The following is a 14,425-nucleotide window of genomic DNA, read 5'->3' as shown; positions in this document are numbered from 1 at the left end:
CTGTCGCGGTGCGACCCGATCCGGAAAATGATCACTGTCGGATCGTCTATTTTTGCCATCAACCCGTCCGGAGGATCGATCTGACCGCCAACGACTCGATGGATTAACCTGTTACCCATGTCCCCGAACACCTGTCACCTATGTCCCCGGTCCATACACGAAGCCAGGGGAGAGGGAGCTTTACTGAGGTAAGTCTTCAACGCTACGAGCTTTTGCTCCAAAAACTCAACGCCGCCAAATCACCCGACGCACAAAAAACGCCAACACCAACACCGCAACGCACGCCCCATAGCCATATAGCGCAGGCAACACCTGCTGCCAGATCGCTCCACTCGACGGCCCGAACTCGCCAACCTGAGGCACACGCGCCGCATCAAATCCCAGCAACGCCGAGCCCACCGCCGCACCGGCCGCCAGCAGCAACATCAGCCAATCGAAAGCACGCCGCGCCGCGGTACGCGGCAAGCTCTTGGGATACGCCCAGTACGCCCAGCCAAGAATCAGCAGCCAGGGTGCAAGCAGAAAAATGGCGAGATAACGCATCGAACAAACCCCTGCATGGTTAGGCCCGCCAGCGCGTTACTCCTGCGCGGCGAGCTGATCCAAGGCCTCGCGCAGACGTGCCAGGGCCTCATCGCGTGCCGGTTCATCGCCGTACTCGGGCGTGTCGCCGATGTGCTCGCCGTCCACCTCCAAGGCCATGCCGCCCTGACGCACCTGCCAGACCGCCGCGGCAGCGCCAAGGCTTTTCAAGCGCTTTTGCGTCACGCCGGCCGACTTCGGATCGGCAAACGAACGAGACAACAACAACTCTTCGCCATCGGCGGAGAACAGACGGAAACGGAAGCTACCATCGCCGTCACGAAAACTGACCAGACGCGGCAATTTGCCCTGCTTTTGCGCAGGCTTGGCCTGGTTGCCCGACTGCACCAGCACCGCCCCCGAACGCAAGCCGATCGCGTCGCGCAGTGTTGCGATCAGCGGTGCGGCCGTGGCGCGCGCCTTGCGCGCACCATCCTGCAGAATCTCTTCGATCACTTGCGGCTTGGCGATGAGTTCGTCGTAACGCTCGCGCATCGGCGCCACATCGGCCTCGATGCGTTCGTACAACACCTGCTTGGCTTCGCCCCAGCCGATACCATCTTCCAGCGCCTTGCGGAACGCATCGGTTTCCGCCTCGCTGGCAAACGCGCGAAAGATCGTAAACAGCGACGAGCTATCCGGATCCTTCGCTTCGCCGGGCAAACGCGAATCGGTGACGATGCGCATGATCGCTTCACGCAAGTGTTTAGCACCACCGGCGAAGAGCGGAATGGTGTTGTCGTAGCTCTTGGACATCTTGCGACCGTCCAGGCCAGGCAAGGTCGCGACCTGCTCTTCGATCACTACTTCGGGCAGTACGAAGAAATCGCCGCCATAGATGTGGTTGAAACGCTGCGCGATATCGCGCGCCATTTCGATGTGCTGGATCTGATCGCGCCCCACTGGCACCTTGTTCGCATTGAACGCAAGAATGTCGGCGGCCATCAGTACCGGGTACATATACAGGCCCGCGGTGACACCGGCATCGGCGTCTTCGCCCGCCTCCACGTTCTTGTCGACCGCAGCCTTGTACGCATGCGCGCGATTGAGCAGGCCCTTGGAGGTCACGCAGGTCAGGAACCAGGTCAGTTCCGGAATCTCCGGGATGTCCGACTGCCGATAGAACGTCACACGCTCTGGATCGAGGCCAGCGGCCAGCCAGGTCGCGGCGATTTCCAGGCGCGAACGCTCGATGCGTGCCGGGTCGTCGCTCTTGATCAACGCGTGGTAGTCGGCCATGAAGTAGAAGGCATCGACATCGGCGCGCTGGCTGGCCGTGACGGCCGGCCGGATCGCGCCGACATAGTTGCCCAGGTGGGGCGTGCCGGTAGTGGTGATGCCAGTGAGGACGCGAGTACGCATGGGTCGATTCAATCCAGGGAAGCGACCCGATTGTAAACGCAAGCGACCCAGACCGGCAGTTGGGGTTCACGGTTAACGACCGTGTCGCTGGCGCCGCATATATTCATCTACTCGTGCTGCCCGGGAACTACTTGAATCACGGGACTCATTGCTATCGGACGATTGCTGACTTGTATTGGAGACCTCGCTCGATATCGACCGGATGCTTGGGCTTCGGCTTGGCGACGACCCTCTCCGCGAAACTGGTCGATACCTGGATTCATCAGCCGCACAAGCTGACGAATCCCCGTGAAAACGCTGACTCGCCTCCTGCGCACTCCAACTCGGCGCCATCGGCTGCCCCCATGAAGGCGCTTGAGCCGGAAATTCGGTCCGCGATTGCTGTATTTCGGGTAGGCCGCCATGCCGGCGCTGCTCGCTGTGGCTGGCGGCCATCGTGGTGAGCAGCCCATTGACGCGCTCATCATGTGTCAAGACACAGTAATCGTGACCTTGCACCTTGCCGTTGGGCCCAACCACTGAATCGCCACGTTGACCGATGGTGTATTCACGTGTCTGCCAGTACTGGACCCACCCCTGCCCCTCCTCATGCGCCATAAACATGGAGGCTTTCCTAGTCAGATTTCCATCTTTATCCGGAGCCGCATAGTCTCGCCAGCGTTTCGCACTCAGCGTTGAAAATTCACTAAGTTGCGGAACTCCGGATGAGTATTGCTCCTCAAACTTGCCGCCCTCCACATGGTGGACGCGAATACGGCCTTCGGGCAACCTGTCCATGACCCACGTGCAACCGCTGAAACTGGGCGTAAAAACAAACTTGGGATCGTTTGGCCCTGGGGTTTCCGGGATATCCACGTGCAGCCCCTGTGGCACCCAATAAGCCGCAACATTTTCATCAGAATTCTGCGACTTATCGCCTATGACATAGGCTGAGTATTGATTGCCATTAGACAGATGCCCTTTGACTTTACGGATCGAAACATCACACTCGCCCGCTGGAGTTTGCGCGGTGATACCTGCCGCAGAGATGCCATTCTGGCAAAAAAATTCCGGAAATCTGTCATTAAAATCCTGCGCATCGGTTTTGGCCTGCGCATCGGTTTTGGATGGACCAAACAAAAATCGGGCAAATTTCATAAACCACCTCCTTGTCGTTTCTATCCGCAGCGTCATGCTGCGGCAATCGAGTTTACCGAATCAACGTAGATTTACCAAAAAGGGACTCTACCAAATCGACGGCCAACTTGGCCGTCTGATTGCGCTTATCAAACGCCGGATTCAACTCAACGATATCGAGCGAGCCCAGATGCCCGGTATCGGCAATCATTTCCATGCACAGCTGCGCTTCACGATAGTTAGGGCCGCCTCGTACCGTGGTGCCCACACCAGGCGCGATCGTCGGATCGAGAAAATCCACATCGAAGCTCACGTGCAAATGCGTGTTCTCGTCGATGTCCGCCAGCGCCAGTTCCATCGTGCGCTTCATGCCGACCTCATCGATATGACGCATATCGAAAATACCGACATTCGCCTCGCGCACCAGTCGTTTCTCGCCTTCATCGACCGAACGAATGCCGATCTGGCGGAAGGTCTCCGGCTGCGTCGCAGGTACATTGCCACTGAGTTCAATCAACTCACGCGGACCGTTGCCGCACAGGCACGCCACCGGCATGCCGTGGATATTGCCCGACGGCGTCACCTGCGCGGTGTTGAAGTCCGCATGCGCATCCAGCCACAGCACGCGTAACTGCTTGCCCTGCTCGCGGCAATGCTTGGCCACGGCACTGATCGAACCGATCGCCAGGCAATGGTCGCCACCGAGCATGATCGGCAGGCGGCCTTCGGCCAAGGCTTCGGATACCGCTCCGAATACCGCCTCGTTCCACGCCACCACCTCGGGTAGATGGCGATAACCGTTGTGCGGCGGCTGCCACGGATTGACCGGCCCATAAAGATTGCCGCGGTCGACCACATCCAGCCCGCGCTTGATCAACCTTTCGGCCAGATTGGCCACGCGCAACGCTTCCGGGCCCATCGAGGCGCCGCGGTGTCCGGCGCCGATATCGGTCGGTACGCCAATCAGGGAAATTGCCTGTTGCTTAACCATGCTTCACTCGTCTTTGCTATCGAATGCACCGCGCGTCGATTGCTAGCGCGCAGGTACCGTATGCATTGGTGTTTCACGAACCAGCGGCAAGGACTGTTGCTGCCAGCCCTGGATGCTGCCGTCGAGCAGGCGCACGTGGTTGTAGCCCATCGACTGCAGGAGAGCCTGTGCCTTGGCGGCGCGACGTCCACTCTGGCAATAGACGACGATATCGCTATCGCGCGATACACCCAGGGCGCCATGTCGTGCCGCCAACTGCTCCACCGGAATATTCAGGGCGCCGTCGATATGGCCGCCGCTGTATTCGTCGGCATGACGGACATCCAGCAACAACGGCGCCTGGCCGGTGTGCTGACGTTCGAGGAGTTGCGCCGGCGCCAACGTGTCATCGGCAGCCCAGAGGGACAGCGACAGGCCCCACGCAAGGAGGAACGCTCCGGCCGCCGGGCCTCGCCGAACCTTGTTTGCCGCTACCGACGGATTGTCCTTTATATGCATCGCTGCCGAACCTGAAACCCACCCGCGCCTTCGCGGGCTATCGTTCCAGTCTACAGGAAGCTAGCCGACGAACTGTTCGACCCAGCCGGCAGCGTCCCCTTCCGCCTCGCCATGCCGTTGCCACCAAGTGTCGGCGGTTGCATAGCCACGCTCGCGCAGCGCCTGCAGCTGGTGCAGCCGCGTATCGGTGGCCGCATGCCCCAACGCCCCCAATCCATCGTCTGGCGCGATGATCTCCAGCCTCAGCCGACGCAAGATGCGCTCACGTGCACTCGGCAGAAAACGCTGGTCGGCACGCCGACGCGAGATAGCCAGGTCGCGCAGCTCGCGCCGAAAGGCCGTGCCAAAGGCCAGCTGTGCGGAAACATCCAGAATATCGCTCGATTGCCGCGGTACCTGCCCGAGTTGCAGGGGCTGCACCAGCACGCAGAGCAGCACGTCGCCGGGATCAGTCAACAAGGGTTCGAGTGCCGGATTGCCGGCGAAACCACCATCCCAGTAGGCCTCGCCGCCGATCTCGACCGCCGGAAACCATTGCGGTAGGCATGAGGACGCCAGCAGAGCCTCGTGGCTGAGGCCGTCACCATGAAACACGACCAGGGCGCCGTCACGCACCCGCGTGGCGGCCACATGCAGCGCGATGGGTGAGCGGCGCAGCGCATCGATATCGAAGAAACCTTCCACCAGCGGGCGCATCGCATTGAACGACAGCGGCGACACGCTGGGCTTGAACCAGGCCGAATCGCTCCAGGCGCGCGCACCGGCGGCCCACCAGTCGGCCATGGCATTGTGCTTGGCCACGGCCTCCCAGAATTCGGCGAGCGCTGCGCGAGCGCCCTCCGCGCCACCGCGTTGCCAGCCTTGAACCAGAGCCGCCGCATTCATCGCGCCGCTGCTGGTCCCGCTGACTGCGCTGACCTGCAAGCCCGGCAGCTGCAAGACCCGATCGAGCACACCCCAGGTGAATGCGCCATGCGCGCCGCCGCCCTGCAGGGCGAGCTTGATAAGGAGTTCCGCAGCGTTGTTGCGTTGCATCAAATGATTCTCCGCGCAGCGACCGCGGCGGTCAATGCCGCATGCCTGTCCACACGCACTGACGAGACATGCTGTCGCCATCGATAGCGGCCAACGATCACAACATCCTGTATCGCGAACCCGTTCGCATATTCGACGTAACGTCGCGAGCATTTCACTTCTCTGCAATAGCACCGAACTACGGTCGTTTCTCCTTTCGTTGTTGGGGAACAACCTATGTTGCGTGTACGTCAGTGGCTGTTTGCGGTCAGCTTTCTCGTGTCCGGTGCTTGCTTCGCCAGCACGGCCTGTCCCAATTTCTTCGTCAGCGGTAGCAACCCCACTCTGGATTCGTCGTTGACCACGCGAACCACCGAGGTGTGCCATACCGAGTACGTCCTGTTGGCATCGGGTGTCACCAAGGGCCCGCTGTATTCCGCGCAGCACCTGACCGCGGCACAGATTGCCGGCGCCGATTCGATCAGCCGCACCGGCTCGTTCCATCAGGAAACCGGCATCCCGGTCGCCGACCGTTCGCAGGATTCGGACTACACCAACAGCGGCTACGATCGCGGCCATATGACCCCGGCCGGCGACGAATCGACGATCGCCTCGGAGAAGGAATCGTTCTCCATGGCCAACGTCGTGCCGCAGGATCACAAGCTCAACACCGGCGAGTGGGCCAAGATCGAAGCGCAGGTGCGCAACCTGGCCACCCAGCTGGGCGAAGTCTATGTCGTCACCGGCCCGGCCTTCGATCCGGACAACATCCCCACCATCGGCAAGGATGCAGTTGCCGTGCCGGCCTACACCTGGAAAGCCGTATACGAGCCGGGCAAAGGCGCCGGTGCCTACCTGTGCACCAACGACGACACGATCACCTGCGACGTCGTTTCGCTCAACGACATCAAGACCATGTCCGGCGTGGACCCGTTCCCGTCGCTCAGCAGCTCGATGAAGGCCAACCCGATCAGCCTGCCGCTGCCGTAAGTCCCTTGGCTTCATGGCACAAAAAAGCCCGCGCTAGCGCGGGCTTTTTCATTTACTGGTGCCGGCACCCGGATTCGAACTGGGGACCTACCGCTTACAAGGCGGTTGCTCTACCAACTGAGCTATGCCGGCATGGGCCGCGTAGTTTACAGGCTTGGAGGCCGATCAGAAACAGCCCGTGCTGTGCGAGCCCACCGTGTTGTTGCGCACGCGGCTGCGCCAGTCGAAATGCGCGTTGTCGGCCACGGCCAGATCCAGCCAGTATTCGGGGACCGTTTCGGTGCGTTCGCTCATCTGCGCGGGGAAACCGGCCGCCACGACCTCGTCGCGACGCTTGCGCGCATTGGCCGGGTCCTTGAACAGGCCCAGCGACACCGTATTGGGCTGATCGCCAGCGCCAACCACGAAATAATCCTTGATATTGGCCGCGCTCAGCCGCCGTGCCTGCGCCAGGGCCTGGTCGCGGCTGGCGCTGGCCGGCAGATAGACCCACCAACCGCGCGATTGCGTGGTCTGTTCCTGGCGCGAGCGCATGCGTGCCGCCTGTGCGGTCAGCGCAGTTCGCGCATTGCGCAAATCAAGTGGCGTCGCGAAGGGACCGATGGCGATGCAGGTGTAGACGCGCGAGCTGGAATTGCTACGCGCGTTGGTGGCGCTGGCTGGCGTGGCAGGCGACGATGTCGAAGCCGACGTGGGCACGGGCGTGGTGGTCGCGGCGATCGGTGCCGATGCGGGCGGCGCCGGGCGCTCGGAAAGCAGTTGCAGCGACGGCACGTCGGGATCGGTGGCGCTGCGCACGTGCGCGTCGTCCTGGCCCAGCAGGAGCCAGGCACCGACGGCGATATTGAGTGCGATCAACAGCACAAAGAGCAGACGCAGAATCATTGTCGATCCGTACCCCGTCTTGGCGAACAACTATTCTAGAGAGGCGGCATCGTAGTCGAATGTGCCTCGGCCCACACCGCCAGGCCGCGCAGCACGCTGTCCTCGGTCAGTTGGGTCGGCAGGGCCAGCAAGGGCTGCAACTGCGCCGCATCGCCACCGCCGAGGATGACCCGTGGCGCGCCGCCAAGCCGGGGCGACATCCGCGCCACAAAGCGCTCGATCAACGCGACCGCGGCCTGCCAGCAGCCGGAGGCGATCGCATCGGCCGTGTTATCCGCTGCATCGAGCACCCGGCCCGGCTCAGGGTGCAAACGTGCCGTCGCACCCCACAACGATTGCTGCATAAGCTGCGGTCCCGGCGCGATCAAACCGCCCAGGTGGCGACCCTCCCCATCGAGTGCATCGAGGGTGAGCGCCGTGCCCACGCCAACGAGGACGCAGGGCGCATCGCCGTCGTTATAGGCCGAGACCATCGCCAGGAAACGATCCACACCCAGGCGCTCAGGCTCCGCATAAGCGCTACGCACGCCGCAGGCTTCGGCCGGTGTACGCAGCCAGAAGACGCTGCGTGCGCGAACGGCCCTGGCCATCGCTTCCACTCTCGCCTCTTTGGCCGCGTCGACCACGGACGCGCCATAGATATGCGCCACACCGTCGAGCGAACCCCATGCGGCAGCGAGCGCCGATTCGACATCGTCGTTCCACGCCACCGCGCCCTGCGCGATGCGCGTGCCGCGATCGAGCGCGGCCCATTTCAGACGGGTATTGCCCAGGTCCAGCAACAGCTTCATACGCGGCGCACCGATACGTCGGCGCTATCGACACGTCGCAGCCCCTCGCTGGTTTCGAGCAACAAGGCGCCGCGTGCATCGACGCCGGCACCGATGCCATCGAGCTCGCCCAGGGCGCCGGTGAGATGCAACGACTTGCCCAGCAGCAGATCGTAGGGACGATAGGCCTGGGCAAAGCCGGCAAAACCGTCGCGCTCGAACTCGGCCAGGCCGTCGACCAGCGCGTGGATCAGGGCGGCAGCGACGCGGTTGCGATCTGGCGGCGTGCCGCCGTTCAATCGGGCCAGGTCATCGCTGGGCTGACCGGCCTGGGCGCGCAACGCGTCGGTCAGCCGTAGATTGAGACCGATACCGATCACCGCCGCACAAGGCCCCTGATATTCACCACTGAGTTCGACCAGGATGCCGCCGAGCTTGCCCTGCTCACTCAGCAAATCATTGGGCCATTTGAGGCCTGCACCGGCCACGCCCAGGCTGTCGAGTGCGCGCAGCACAACCACGCCCAGGGCCAGCGAGAGCCCCGACAGCGCCGCAAAGCCGGCATCGAACCGCTTCAGGCACGAGAGATAAAGATTCAGCCCCGGTGGCGACAGCCAGCTGCGCCCGCGGCGGCCACGTCCGGCGCTTTGCGTCTCGGCGAGCACAAAACTCATATCGGGCGCATCGGGCAGACGCCTTTGCAGCTCGGTCGAGGTGGAGTCGAGCTCCCAATGCACCTCCAGTGCACCAAGCCGGCCGGCTACCGTCGCCGGCAGTTGGCTGCGAATGGCGCGCTCGTCCAGCATCTGCAGCGGCCACGGCAGGCGGTAGCCGCTGGCGCCGCGGGCCTCGATCGGCACCCCTTTGGCGCGCAGGGTTTCGATCTGCTTCCAGATCGCGGCACGGGTGACCCCGGCCGTTTCTGCCAGGGTGGCGCCAGAGATGGCTTCACCGGTAGCCAGGGCGGTCAACACATCGCGCGCCTGCATCAGCTAAAAACGCCGACTGAGGGGTCATACAAGCAGCGGCGGGCGCCGGAAAGGGAGGATCGGGAATGCGACATGGTGAGAATTCTAGCCGCAGGCGGTGTCAGCGCGGCGCCCGGCCGGGCACTAGCATCCCTGTGACGATTCTGCGACGATCCAGCGCTTGGGCTATGACTGAGGGGTTAGGCTCGCCATGCGTGCCAGGCACTTCCTGCCATTCATATTCGGGTGCACCTTGGCTGTCGCAGGCATTCATGCCGCGATGGCCGCAGATGTCGACACCCAGGACGCTGGAACGTTGTCGCACACCGCGACGGCGGACAGCTCGTCGCCCAAAGGCGGCAGTACCGACCTGCTCGGCTCACGCGATTGCCCCCCAGCCTCCGGCAGCAGCTCCAGTTCAACGAACGATGCCGCCTCACACAGCGGTAGCGAGAGCAACGCGGCTCCCACTCGCCGGGCCAACATAGGCTGGCAATCGCTGCTTCCCGGCTCGATCCAGTAACTGCCGTCCGTGTTCGGCACGTGGTGGCGACAGATCACGTCGCGCTTCGCCCCTCCTCCCATTCCTGAAGCCCTCTGGCGCCACACGCTGGCGGCTTGCCCGTTGGCGCATCGCCTGGATCGCTCCCGCCAGCAGGCCTTGCGCGAGCTGACTGCCCACTTTCTCGCTCGCAAACGCTTTCATGCCCTGGCCGGAGCCCCATTGACCGAACAGCTGCAATTGCTGATCGCGATGCAGGCTTGTGTGCCGGTATTGCAGTCCGGCCCGCGCGCACTGCGTGGCTGGCGCGAGATTCTGGTGTATCCGGGCGAATTCAAAGTGCGCCGCAGCCATCACGACGAGCACAGTGGCGTGGTCAGCGAGGTCGACGACGTACTGATCGGCGAGGCCTGGGAGCACGGCCCACTAGTGCTGTCGCTGGCCGATGTGCAGCTGGACCTGGAGCAGCCATGGGATGGCTTCAACGTCGTCGTGCATGAAATCGCCCACAAGCTGGACATGCTGGATGGCCCACCGGATGGCGTTCCGCCGTTGCCCAGGCATATCGAGCGACGCCGCTGGATTGAGGCATTTCAACGTGCGTACGACAATCTTGTCGCCGATGTCACGCGCGGACGCGATACCGCGATCGATCCGTATGCGGCCGAAAGCCCGGATGAGTATTTTGCCGTGGTGAGTGAGCTGCATTGGTCGCAGCCGGGTGTGTTGCAGAAGGCGGAGCCGGCGATTGCGGAGCTGCTGGAGGCGTATTACGGCGTGTCGTCTGCGCCACGCTGAAAATTGTCTCGGGTAGCCTCGGTTTTTCCTATCGTCATCCCGACGCACGCCGGGATCCAGTGACTTCGGTTGTCGGCTTTCGCGAACATGTTCACGCTTTGGCGCGATAACTCGGCAATAACGCCACTGGGTCCCGGCCTGCGCCGGGATGACGAGTAGGAAGTGGTTTTTCGAAGTCCTGCGTAGTCGCCCCTACAGGCGGCTGACATCAACCCGACGGCAATCGCACCGCAAACCGCGCACCGCCAAACTCCGGCGAGCGATCCACCGTCAACTCACCCTGATACGCACGCACGATATCCTGCACGATCGACAACCCGATACCGTGGCCTTGCACGCGCTCATCGCCGCGCACGCCTCGCTGCAGCACCTTCTCGACCTTGTCCGCATCGATGCCCGGGCCGTCGTCTTCGACACTCAGCCACAAGTCCGGACGCTGACGCCCGGCCTGCGGCTCAAGCTTCACCACCAGCAACACGCGATGCTGCGCCCACTTGAATGCGTTCTCGAGCAGGTTGCCCATCAGCTCGAGCAAATCACCCTGTTCGCCATAGAACACTGCACCCTCGTCGATATCGAACTCGCACAGCACATTCTTCGCCGCGTAGACCTTCTCCAGGCTCTGCACGAGGTCTTCGGCGTGATCGGCAATCGGCACGGCCGTAGTAGCGAACGTCTGCCGTCCGGACGTCGCCGCACGCGCCAGCTGATACGCCACCAGCTCGTCCATGCGCCGTACTTGATCGAGCACATCGCCACGAAACGGTGTGTTGTTGTCGTTGGCCAGTTCGAGCCGCGAGCGGATCACCGCCAACGGCGTCTTCAAACTGTGCGCAAGATCGGCCAGCGTGTTGCGATAACGCGTGCGTTGTTCGCGCTCGTTGTCGATAAACGCATTGATGCGCTCGGTCAGGCCGGTCAGCTCCTGCGGATACTGATTGTCGAGATGTTCCGACTCGCCGCGCTCGACACGCGTCATCTCGTTGGCCACCTTGCGCAACGGCGTCAGGCTCCAGCGCAGCAACAGCAACTGCAGCAGGATCAACATCACGCCCAACGACGACAGCCAGAACACCAGGCTGCGCCGCGTCTCGGCGTTCTGGCCTTCGACCACATCCTCGGTCTGCGCGATCATCACAGTCAGCGGCACCGACTTGTGATCGGACAGATCCCAGCTCACGCCATAGCTGTAGTAGTACAGGCGCCCCATGCGCGTGTCGATCGGACCGAACTCGCTCTCGCCGGGCTGCAGCATCTTGAGAAAGCTGAAGTCGCGGCCCAACGCCGACGGCGATTCCAGCTTCGTGTTGTTGTCGCCGATCACCACGGCGTACAGCCCGGAACCCGGGCGCGAGAAGCTCTGGTCCGGCGGCGTATCGGGCAGGAAGACCTTACCCGAGCGGGTCACTTCCAGACCGGCCAGATACGCGGTGACGAAATTTTCCAGACGCTCCTGCTGATCCTTCAACGCGCTGTCGGCATTGGTGCGCGACAGGGTCAAGCCGACCACGCCTAGAAAGGCTGCCAGCACCAGTCCAGTGGCCAGTGCCGCGCGCGCCGACAGCGAAAACGGTCGGCGCGGCGGCACGGGATCATTCGTCGTCGCTTTCGCTGCGGGGGATGGCAAATCGGTATCCGCGTCCACGTACTGTCTCGATGGGCTTCAAGGTGCCTTCCGGGTCCAGCTTACGGCGCAGTCGGCCGATGAAAACTTCCAGTACGTTGGAGTCGCGATCGAAATCCTGCTGATAAATATGCTCGGTGAGATCGGCCTTGGAGACCAGCTCGCCCGCGTGCAGCATCAGATATTCGAGCACCTTGTACTCGTAGCTGGTCAGGTCGACCAGCTTGCCTTCCACCGACACAGTTTGCGCGGTGGTGTCCAGCTTGATCGGACCGCAGGCCAGGATCGGCTTGGACCAGCCACTAGCGCGGCGCACCAGCGCGTTGATGCGCGCCAGCAGTTCCTCGACGTGGAACGGCTTGACCAGGTAGTCGTCGGCGCCGTGCTTCAGGCCTTCGACCTTGTCCTGCCAGCTGCCGCGGGCGGTAAGGATCAGGATCGGGTAACGCTGGCCTGCTTCGCGCAACGCCCGTACCAGATCCATGCCCGACATCTTGGGCAGGCCTAAGTCGATGATCGCCAGGTCGAACGGCACCTCGCGGCCGAGGTACATGCCCTCTTCGCCGTCCTGAGCGGCATCGACGGCAAAGCCGTCGCGCTTGAGGCGTGCGGCGAGCGTCTCGCGCAACGGCGCCTCGTCCTCCACCAAAAGGATGCGCATCAGTGTTTCTCCTTATTGCCATCGCCCGTAGGGGCTGGGTTTTTGGTTGAATCGGCTTCGGCCGGTGTCGGGGACTTGGCCGCATCCGTGTAGATGGAGACCACGCGGATATGGCCGTTGGGGGTGAGGACCCGAATACGGTGCTCGAACGCGCCGCGTCCGCGCCGCATCGTGCCGATGGTATTGGCCGACAGCACCTTGCCGCCGGTCTGTTGTTGTACCTGGCTGATCGCCTGCTCGAGCGTCGTCGCCGGCTCGGCACTCTGTGCAGCCACCGCCGACCCACTCCCAAGCAAAAGCAGCCCCAACAAGAGCCAGGGCAGCTTAACGGAGGATGGCGGGCGGTTCGAAACGGCGATCATGGGGCACATGGTCGTTCAGCTTGGGCAATGCGGGCTGAATAAAATGTCTAAATCGCGTTGATCAGTTACGCAGCAGCCAGCCGCAGCCCCATCGCCTGCTCAATAAGTGACCAGCCGGCGCCCGGTAAATGCGCGCCCTCGCTCAATATTCGGCGGAAACCGCGGGCGCCGGGCTCGCCCTGGAACAGCCCCAGGACATGTCGGGTGATGTGCTTGAGCGCCGTGCCGCGGGCCAGCTCGGCCTCCACATAGGGCTGCATCCGCCGCAGGACGTCAGCCCGCTCGGGCATCGGCTCGCCATAAAGCGCGGCTTCGACCTTCGCTAGCACATAGGGATCGTGATACGCCGCACGGCCCAGCATCACGCCGTCCACCTGCCCCAGATGGGCCTGCACCGCCTCAGCCGTGGTGATCCCGCCGTTGATAACGACCACGAGCTGGGGGAATTCCCGCTTGAGCCGGTAGACGCGTTCGTAGTCGAGCGGCGGAATCTCGCGATTCTCCTTCGGGCTCAGGCCCTGCAGCCACGCCTTGCGCGCATGCACCACGAGAATCTCGACCCCGGCGGCCAGCATGGTCTCGGTGAAGTGCTGCAGATCGGCGTATTCGTCCTGATCGTCCACGCCGATACGGCATTTCACCGTCACGGGCACATCCACGGCATCGCGCATCGCCTTGACGCAATCGCCGACTAGGGCGGGCTCGCGCATCAGGCAGGCGCCGAATTTGCCCGATTGCACACGATCGGAGGGGCAGCCGACATTGAGATTGATCTCGTCATAGCCCGCCTCGGCACCGAAGCGTGCTGCGATCGCCAGTTCCTGGGGGTCGCTGCCGCCCAGTTGCAAGGCCACCGGGTGCTCCTGCTGGCTGTGTTCCAGCAAGCGCAATTGCTTTCCACGCACCAGGGCCGCGCTGGTGACCATCTCGGTATAGAGACGGGCATGCGGCGACAGCAGCCGGTGGAAATACCGGCAGTGGCGGTCAGTCCAGTCCATCATGGGGGCGACGGAGAGCTGGAAGTCGGAGGGGGTGAGGTTTTGCATGGGCGATATTGTAGCTGGAGGCTTTCCCGTCGGCCCTGGATAGCCGTTCCGTAACGGTCCAGTGTTGCGGGTAGGTATCTCGACCCTCCGAAAGTGCAACCTGATTGGGCTCGGGACACGGGTTCTACGGCTAACTGAGCGGCCGCACCAATTAACTACCTCTGGATCACCCCTGATTTCTCGGACACCTAAAAGCGAGGACAATCCTCGCACGGAGGTGTTCGATGGAAAAGCGCCAGCGATTCTCAGCCGAGTT

16 protein-coding genes and 1 tRNA gene are annotated in these 14,425 nt (G+C 62.8%); 3 read left to right on the top strand and 14 right to left on the bottom strand.

Going from position 1 to position 14,425, the window contains the following annotated elements:
* Positions 1 to 225: 225 nt before the first annotated feature.
* From ACZ6WW_RS23300 to ACZ6WW_RS23275, 6 genes are all read right to left on the bottom strand, one after another.
* Entirely contained in the window at positions 226 to 543 is a 318-nt protein-coding gene (locus ACZ6WW_RS23300) for a hypothetical protein (protein ID WP_465276298.1), read from the bottom strand.
* Positions 544 to 579: 36 nt separating this feature from the next.
* Positions 580 to 1,944 carry a tryptophan--tRNA ligase gene (locus ACZ6WW_RS23295; protein WP_465276297.1) on the bottom strand — a complete coding sequence of 455 codons (1,365 nt, stop codon included), beginning with the start codon at positions 1,942 to 1,944 and terminating at the stop codon, positions 580 to 582.
* Between the two features lie 72 nt (positions 1,945 to 2,016).
* Entirely contained in the window at positions 2,017 to 3,081 is a 1,065-nt protein-coding gene (locus tag ACZ6WW_RS23290; RefSeq protein ID WP_465276296.1) for a hypothetical protein, read from the bottom strand.
* Between the two features lie 52 nt (positions 3,082 to 3,133).
* On the bottom strand, positions 3,134 to 4,051 hold the full coding sequence (rocF, locus tag ACZ6WW_RS23285; RefSeq protein ID WP_465276295.1) for an arginase: 918 nt from the start codon (positions 4,049 to 4,051) through the stop codon (positions 3,134 to 3,136).
* A gap of 42 nt (positions 4,052 to 4,093) precedes the next feature.
* A complete protein-coding gene (locus ACZ6WW_RS23280) occupies positions 4,094 to 4,549 on the bottom strand; it encodes a rhodanese-like domain-containing protein (protein ID WP_465276294.1) in 456 nt (151 codons plus the stop codon).
* Positions 4,550 to 4,609: 60 nt separating this feature from the next.
* The gene (locus tag ACZ6WW_RS23275; protein WP_465276293.1) at positions 4,610 to 5,584 is read right to left on the bottom strand and encodes a patatin-like phospholipase family protein; all 975 of its coding nucleotides are present in this window, start codon (positions 5,582 to 5,584) and stop codon (positions 4,610 to 4,612) included.
* Between the two features lie 216 nt (positions 5,585 to 5,800).
* Here ACZ6WW_RS23275 and ACZ6WW_RS23270 point away from each other — a divergent pair, with 216 nt between their 5' ends.
* Positions 5,801 to 6,553, top strand: coding sequence for a DNA/RNA non-specific endonuclease (locus tag ACZ6WW_RS23270; protein WP_281851984.1), 753 nt, complete (start codon positions 5,801 to 5,803; stop codon positions 6,551 to 6,553).
* 56 nt (positions 6,554 to 6,609) lie between these two features.
* On the opposite strand, the gene ACZ6WW_RS23265 is transcribed toward ACZ6WW_RS23270, so the two are convergent.
* From ACZ6WW_RS23265 to ACZ6WW_RS23250, 4 genes are all read right to left on the bottom strand, one after another.
* Positions 6,610 to 6,685, bottom strand: a tRNA-Thr gene (locus ACZ6WW_RS23265).
* A 33-nt stretch (positions 6,686 to 6,718) separates the two neighbouring features.
* Entirely contained in the window at positions 6,719 to 7,438 is a 720-nt protein-coding gene (locus ACZ6WW_RS23260) for an SPOR domain-containing protein (protein ID WP_465276292.1), read from the bottom strand.
* Positions 7,439 to 7,473: 35 nt separating this feature from the next.
* Positions 7,474 to 8,229, bottom strand: coding sequence for a type III pantothenate kinase (locus ACZ6WW_RS23255; protein WP_465276291.1), 756 nt, complete (start codon positions 8,227 to 8,229; stop codon positions 7,474 to 7,476).
* Positions 8,226 to 9,197 (bottom strand): biotin--[acetyl-CoA-carboxylase] ligase, encoded by a 972-nt coding sequence (locus ACZ6WW_RS23250; protein ID WP_465276290.1) that lies wholly within the window; start codon positions 9,195 to 9,197, stop codon positions 8,226 to 8,228. The genes ACZ6WW_RS23255 and ACZ6WW_RS23250 overlap by 4 nt, the downstream gene beginning before the upstream one ends.
* A 190-nt stretch (positions 9,198 to 9,387) precedes the next feature.
* Between ACZ6WW_RS23250 and ACZ6WW_RS23245 the strand changes: the two genes are divergently transcribed.
* Both ACZ6WW_RS23245 and ACZ6WW_RS23240 read left to right on the top strand, forming a co-directional pair.
* Entirely contained in the window at positions 9,388 to 9,699 is a 312-nt protein-coding gene (locus ACZ6WW_RS23245) for a hypothetical protein (protein ID WP_465276289.1), read from the top strand.
* Between the two features lie 9 nt (positions 9,700 to 9,708).
* Complete coding sequence (locus ACZ6WW_RS23240; RefSeq protein ID WP_465276288.1) at positions 9,709 to 10,476, top strand: M90 family metallopeptidase; 768 nt, start codon at positions 9,709 to 9,711, stop codon at positions 10,474 to 10,476.
* Between the two features lie 208 nt (positions 10,477 to 10,684).
* On the opposite strand, the gene ACZ6WW_RS23235 is transcribed toward ACZ6WW_RS23240, so the two are convergent.
* The 4 genes from ACZ6WW_RS23235 to dusA form a co-directional block, all read right to left on the bottom strand.
* Positions 10,685 to 12,064 carry an ATP-binding protein gene (locus ACZ6WW_RS23235; RefSeq protein ID WP_281851977.1) on the bottom strand — a complete coding sequence of 460 codons (1,380 nt, stop codon included), beginning with the start codon at positions 12,062 to 12,064 and terminating at the stop codon, positions 10,685 to 10,687.
* Between the two features lie 4 nt (positions 12,065 to 12,068).
* On the bottom strand, positions 12,069 to 12,761 hold the full coding sequence (locus ACZ6WW_RS23230) for a response regulator transcription factor (RefSeq protein ID WP_281851976.1): 693 nt from the start codon (positions 12,759 to 12,761) through the stop codon (positions 12,069 to 12,071).
* Entirely contained in the window at positions 12,761 to 13,123 is a 363-nt protein-coding gene (locus ACZ6WW_RS23225; RefSeq protein WP_465276287.1) for a PepSY domain-containing protein, read from the bottom strand. Before ACZ6WW_RS23225 ends, ACZ6WW_RS23230 begins: the two co-directional genes overlap by 1 nt.
* Positions 13,124 to 13,188: 65 nt before the next feature.
* On the bottom strand, positions 13,189 to 14,169 hold the full coding sequence (dusA, locus tag ACZ6WW_RS23220) for a tRNA dihydrouridine(20/20a) synthase DusA (protein WP_465276286.1): 981 nt from the start codon (positions 14,167 to 14,169) through the stop codon (positions 13,189 to 13,191).
* Positions 14,170 to 14,425 lie beyond the last annotated feature (256 nt).

It is taken from the genome of Dyella sp. NPDC103356, from assembly GCF_055584465.1.
This window is presented reverse-complemented; position numbering and strand designations above follow the sequence as displayed.

What these genes read in the sequence shown, in the direction of transcription:
- ACZ6WW_RS23300 (WP_465276298.1), bottom strand. Translation starts at nt 543, where the DNA reads ATGCGTTATCTCGCCATTTTTCTGCTTGCACCCTGGCTGCTGATTCTT.
- ACZ6WW_RS23295 (WP_465276297.1), bottom strand. Translation starts at nt 1,944, where the DNA reads ATGCGTACTCGCGTCCTCACTGGCATCACCACTACCGGCACGCCCCAC.
- ACZ6WW_RS23290 (WP_465276296.1), bottom strand. Translation starts at nt 3,081, where the DNA reads ATGAAATTTGCCCGATTTTTGTTTGGTCCATCCAAAACCGATGCGCAG.
- rocF (WP_465276295.1), bottom strand. Translation starts at nt 4,051, where the DNA reads ATGGTTAAGCAACAGGCAATTTCCCTGATTGGCGTACCGACCGATATC.
- ACZ6WW_RS23280 (WP_465276294.1), bottom strand. Translation starts at nt 4,549, where the DNA reads ATGCATATAAAGGACAATCCGTCGGTAGCGGCAAACAAGGTTCGGCGA.
- ACZ6WW_RS23275 (WP_465276293.1), bottom strand. Translation starts at nt 5,584, where the DNA reads ATGCAACGCAACAACGCTGCGGAACTCCTTATCAAGCTCGCCCTGCAG.
- ACZ6WW_RS23270 (WP_281851984.1), top strand. Translation starts at nt 5,801, where the DNA reads ATGTTGCGTGTACGTCAGTGGCTGTTTGCGGTCAGCTTTCTCGTGTCC.
- ACZ6WW_RS23260 (WP_465276292.1), bottom strand. Translation starts at nt 7,438, where the DNA reads ATGATTCTGCGTCTGCTCTTTGTGCTGTTGATCGCACTCAATATCGCC.
- ACZ6WW_RS23255 (WP_465276291.1), bottom strand. Translation starts at nt 8,229, where the DNA reads ATGAAGCTGTTGCTGGACCTGGGCAATACCCGTCTGAAATGGGCCGCG.
- ACZ6WW_RS23250 (WP_465276290.1), bottom strand. Translation starts at nt 9,197, where the DNA reads ATGCAGGCGCGCGATGTGTTGACCGCCCTGGCTACCGGTGAAGCCATC.
- ACZ6WW_RS23245 (WP_465276289.1), top strand. Translation starts at nt 9,388, where the DNA reads ATGCGTGCCAGGCACTTCCTGCCATTCATATTCGGGTGCACCTTGGCT.
- ACZ6WW_RS23230 (WP_281851976.1), bottom strand. Translation starts at nt 12,761, where the DNA reads ATGCGCATCCTTTTGGTGGAGGACGAGGCGCCGTTGCGCGAGACGCTC.
- ACZ6WW_RS23225 (WP_465276287.1), bottom strand. Translation starts at nt 13,123, where the DNA reads ATGATCGCCGTTTCGAACCGCCCGCCATCCTCCGTTAAGCTGCCCTGG.
- dusA (WP_465276286.1), bottom strand. Translation starts at nt 14,169, where the DNA reads ATGCAAAACCTCACCCCCTCCGACTTCCAGCTCTCCGTCGCCCCCATG.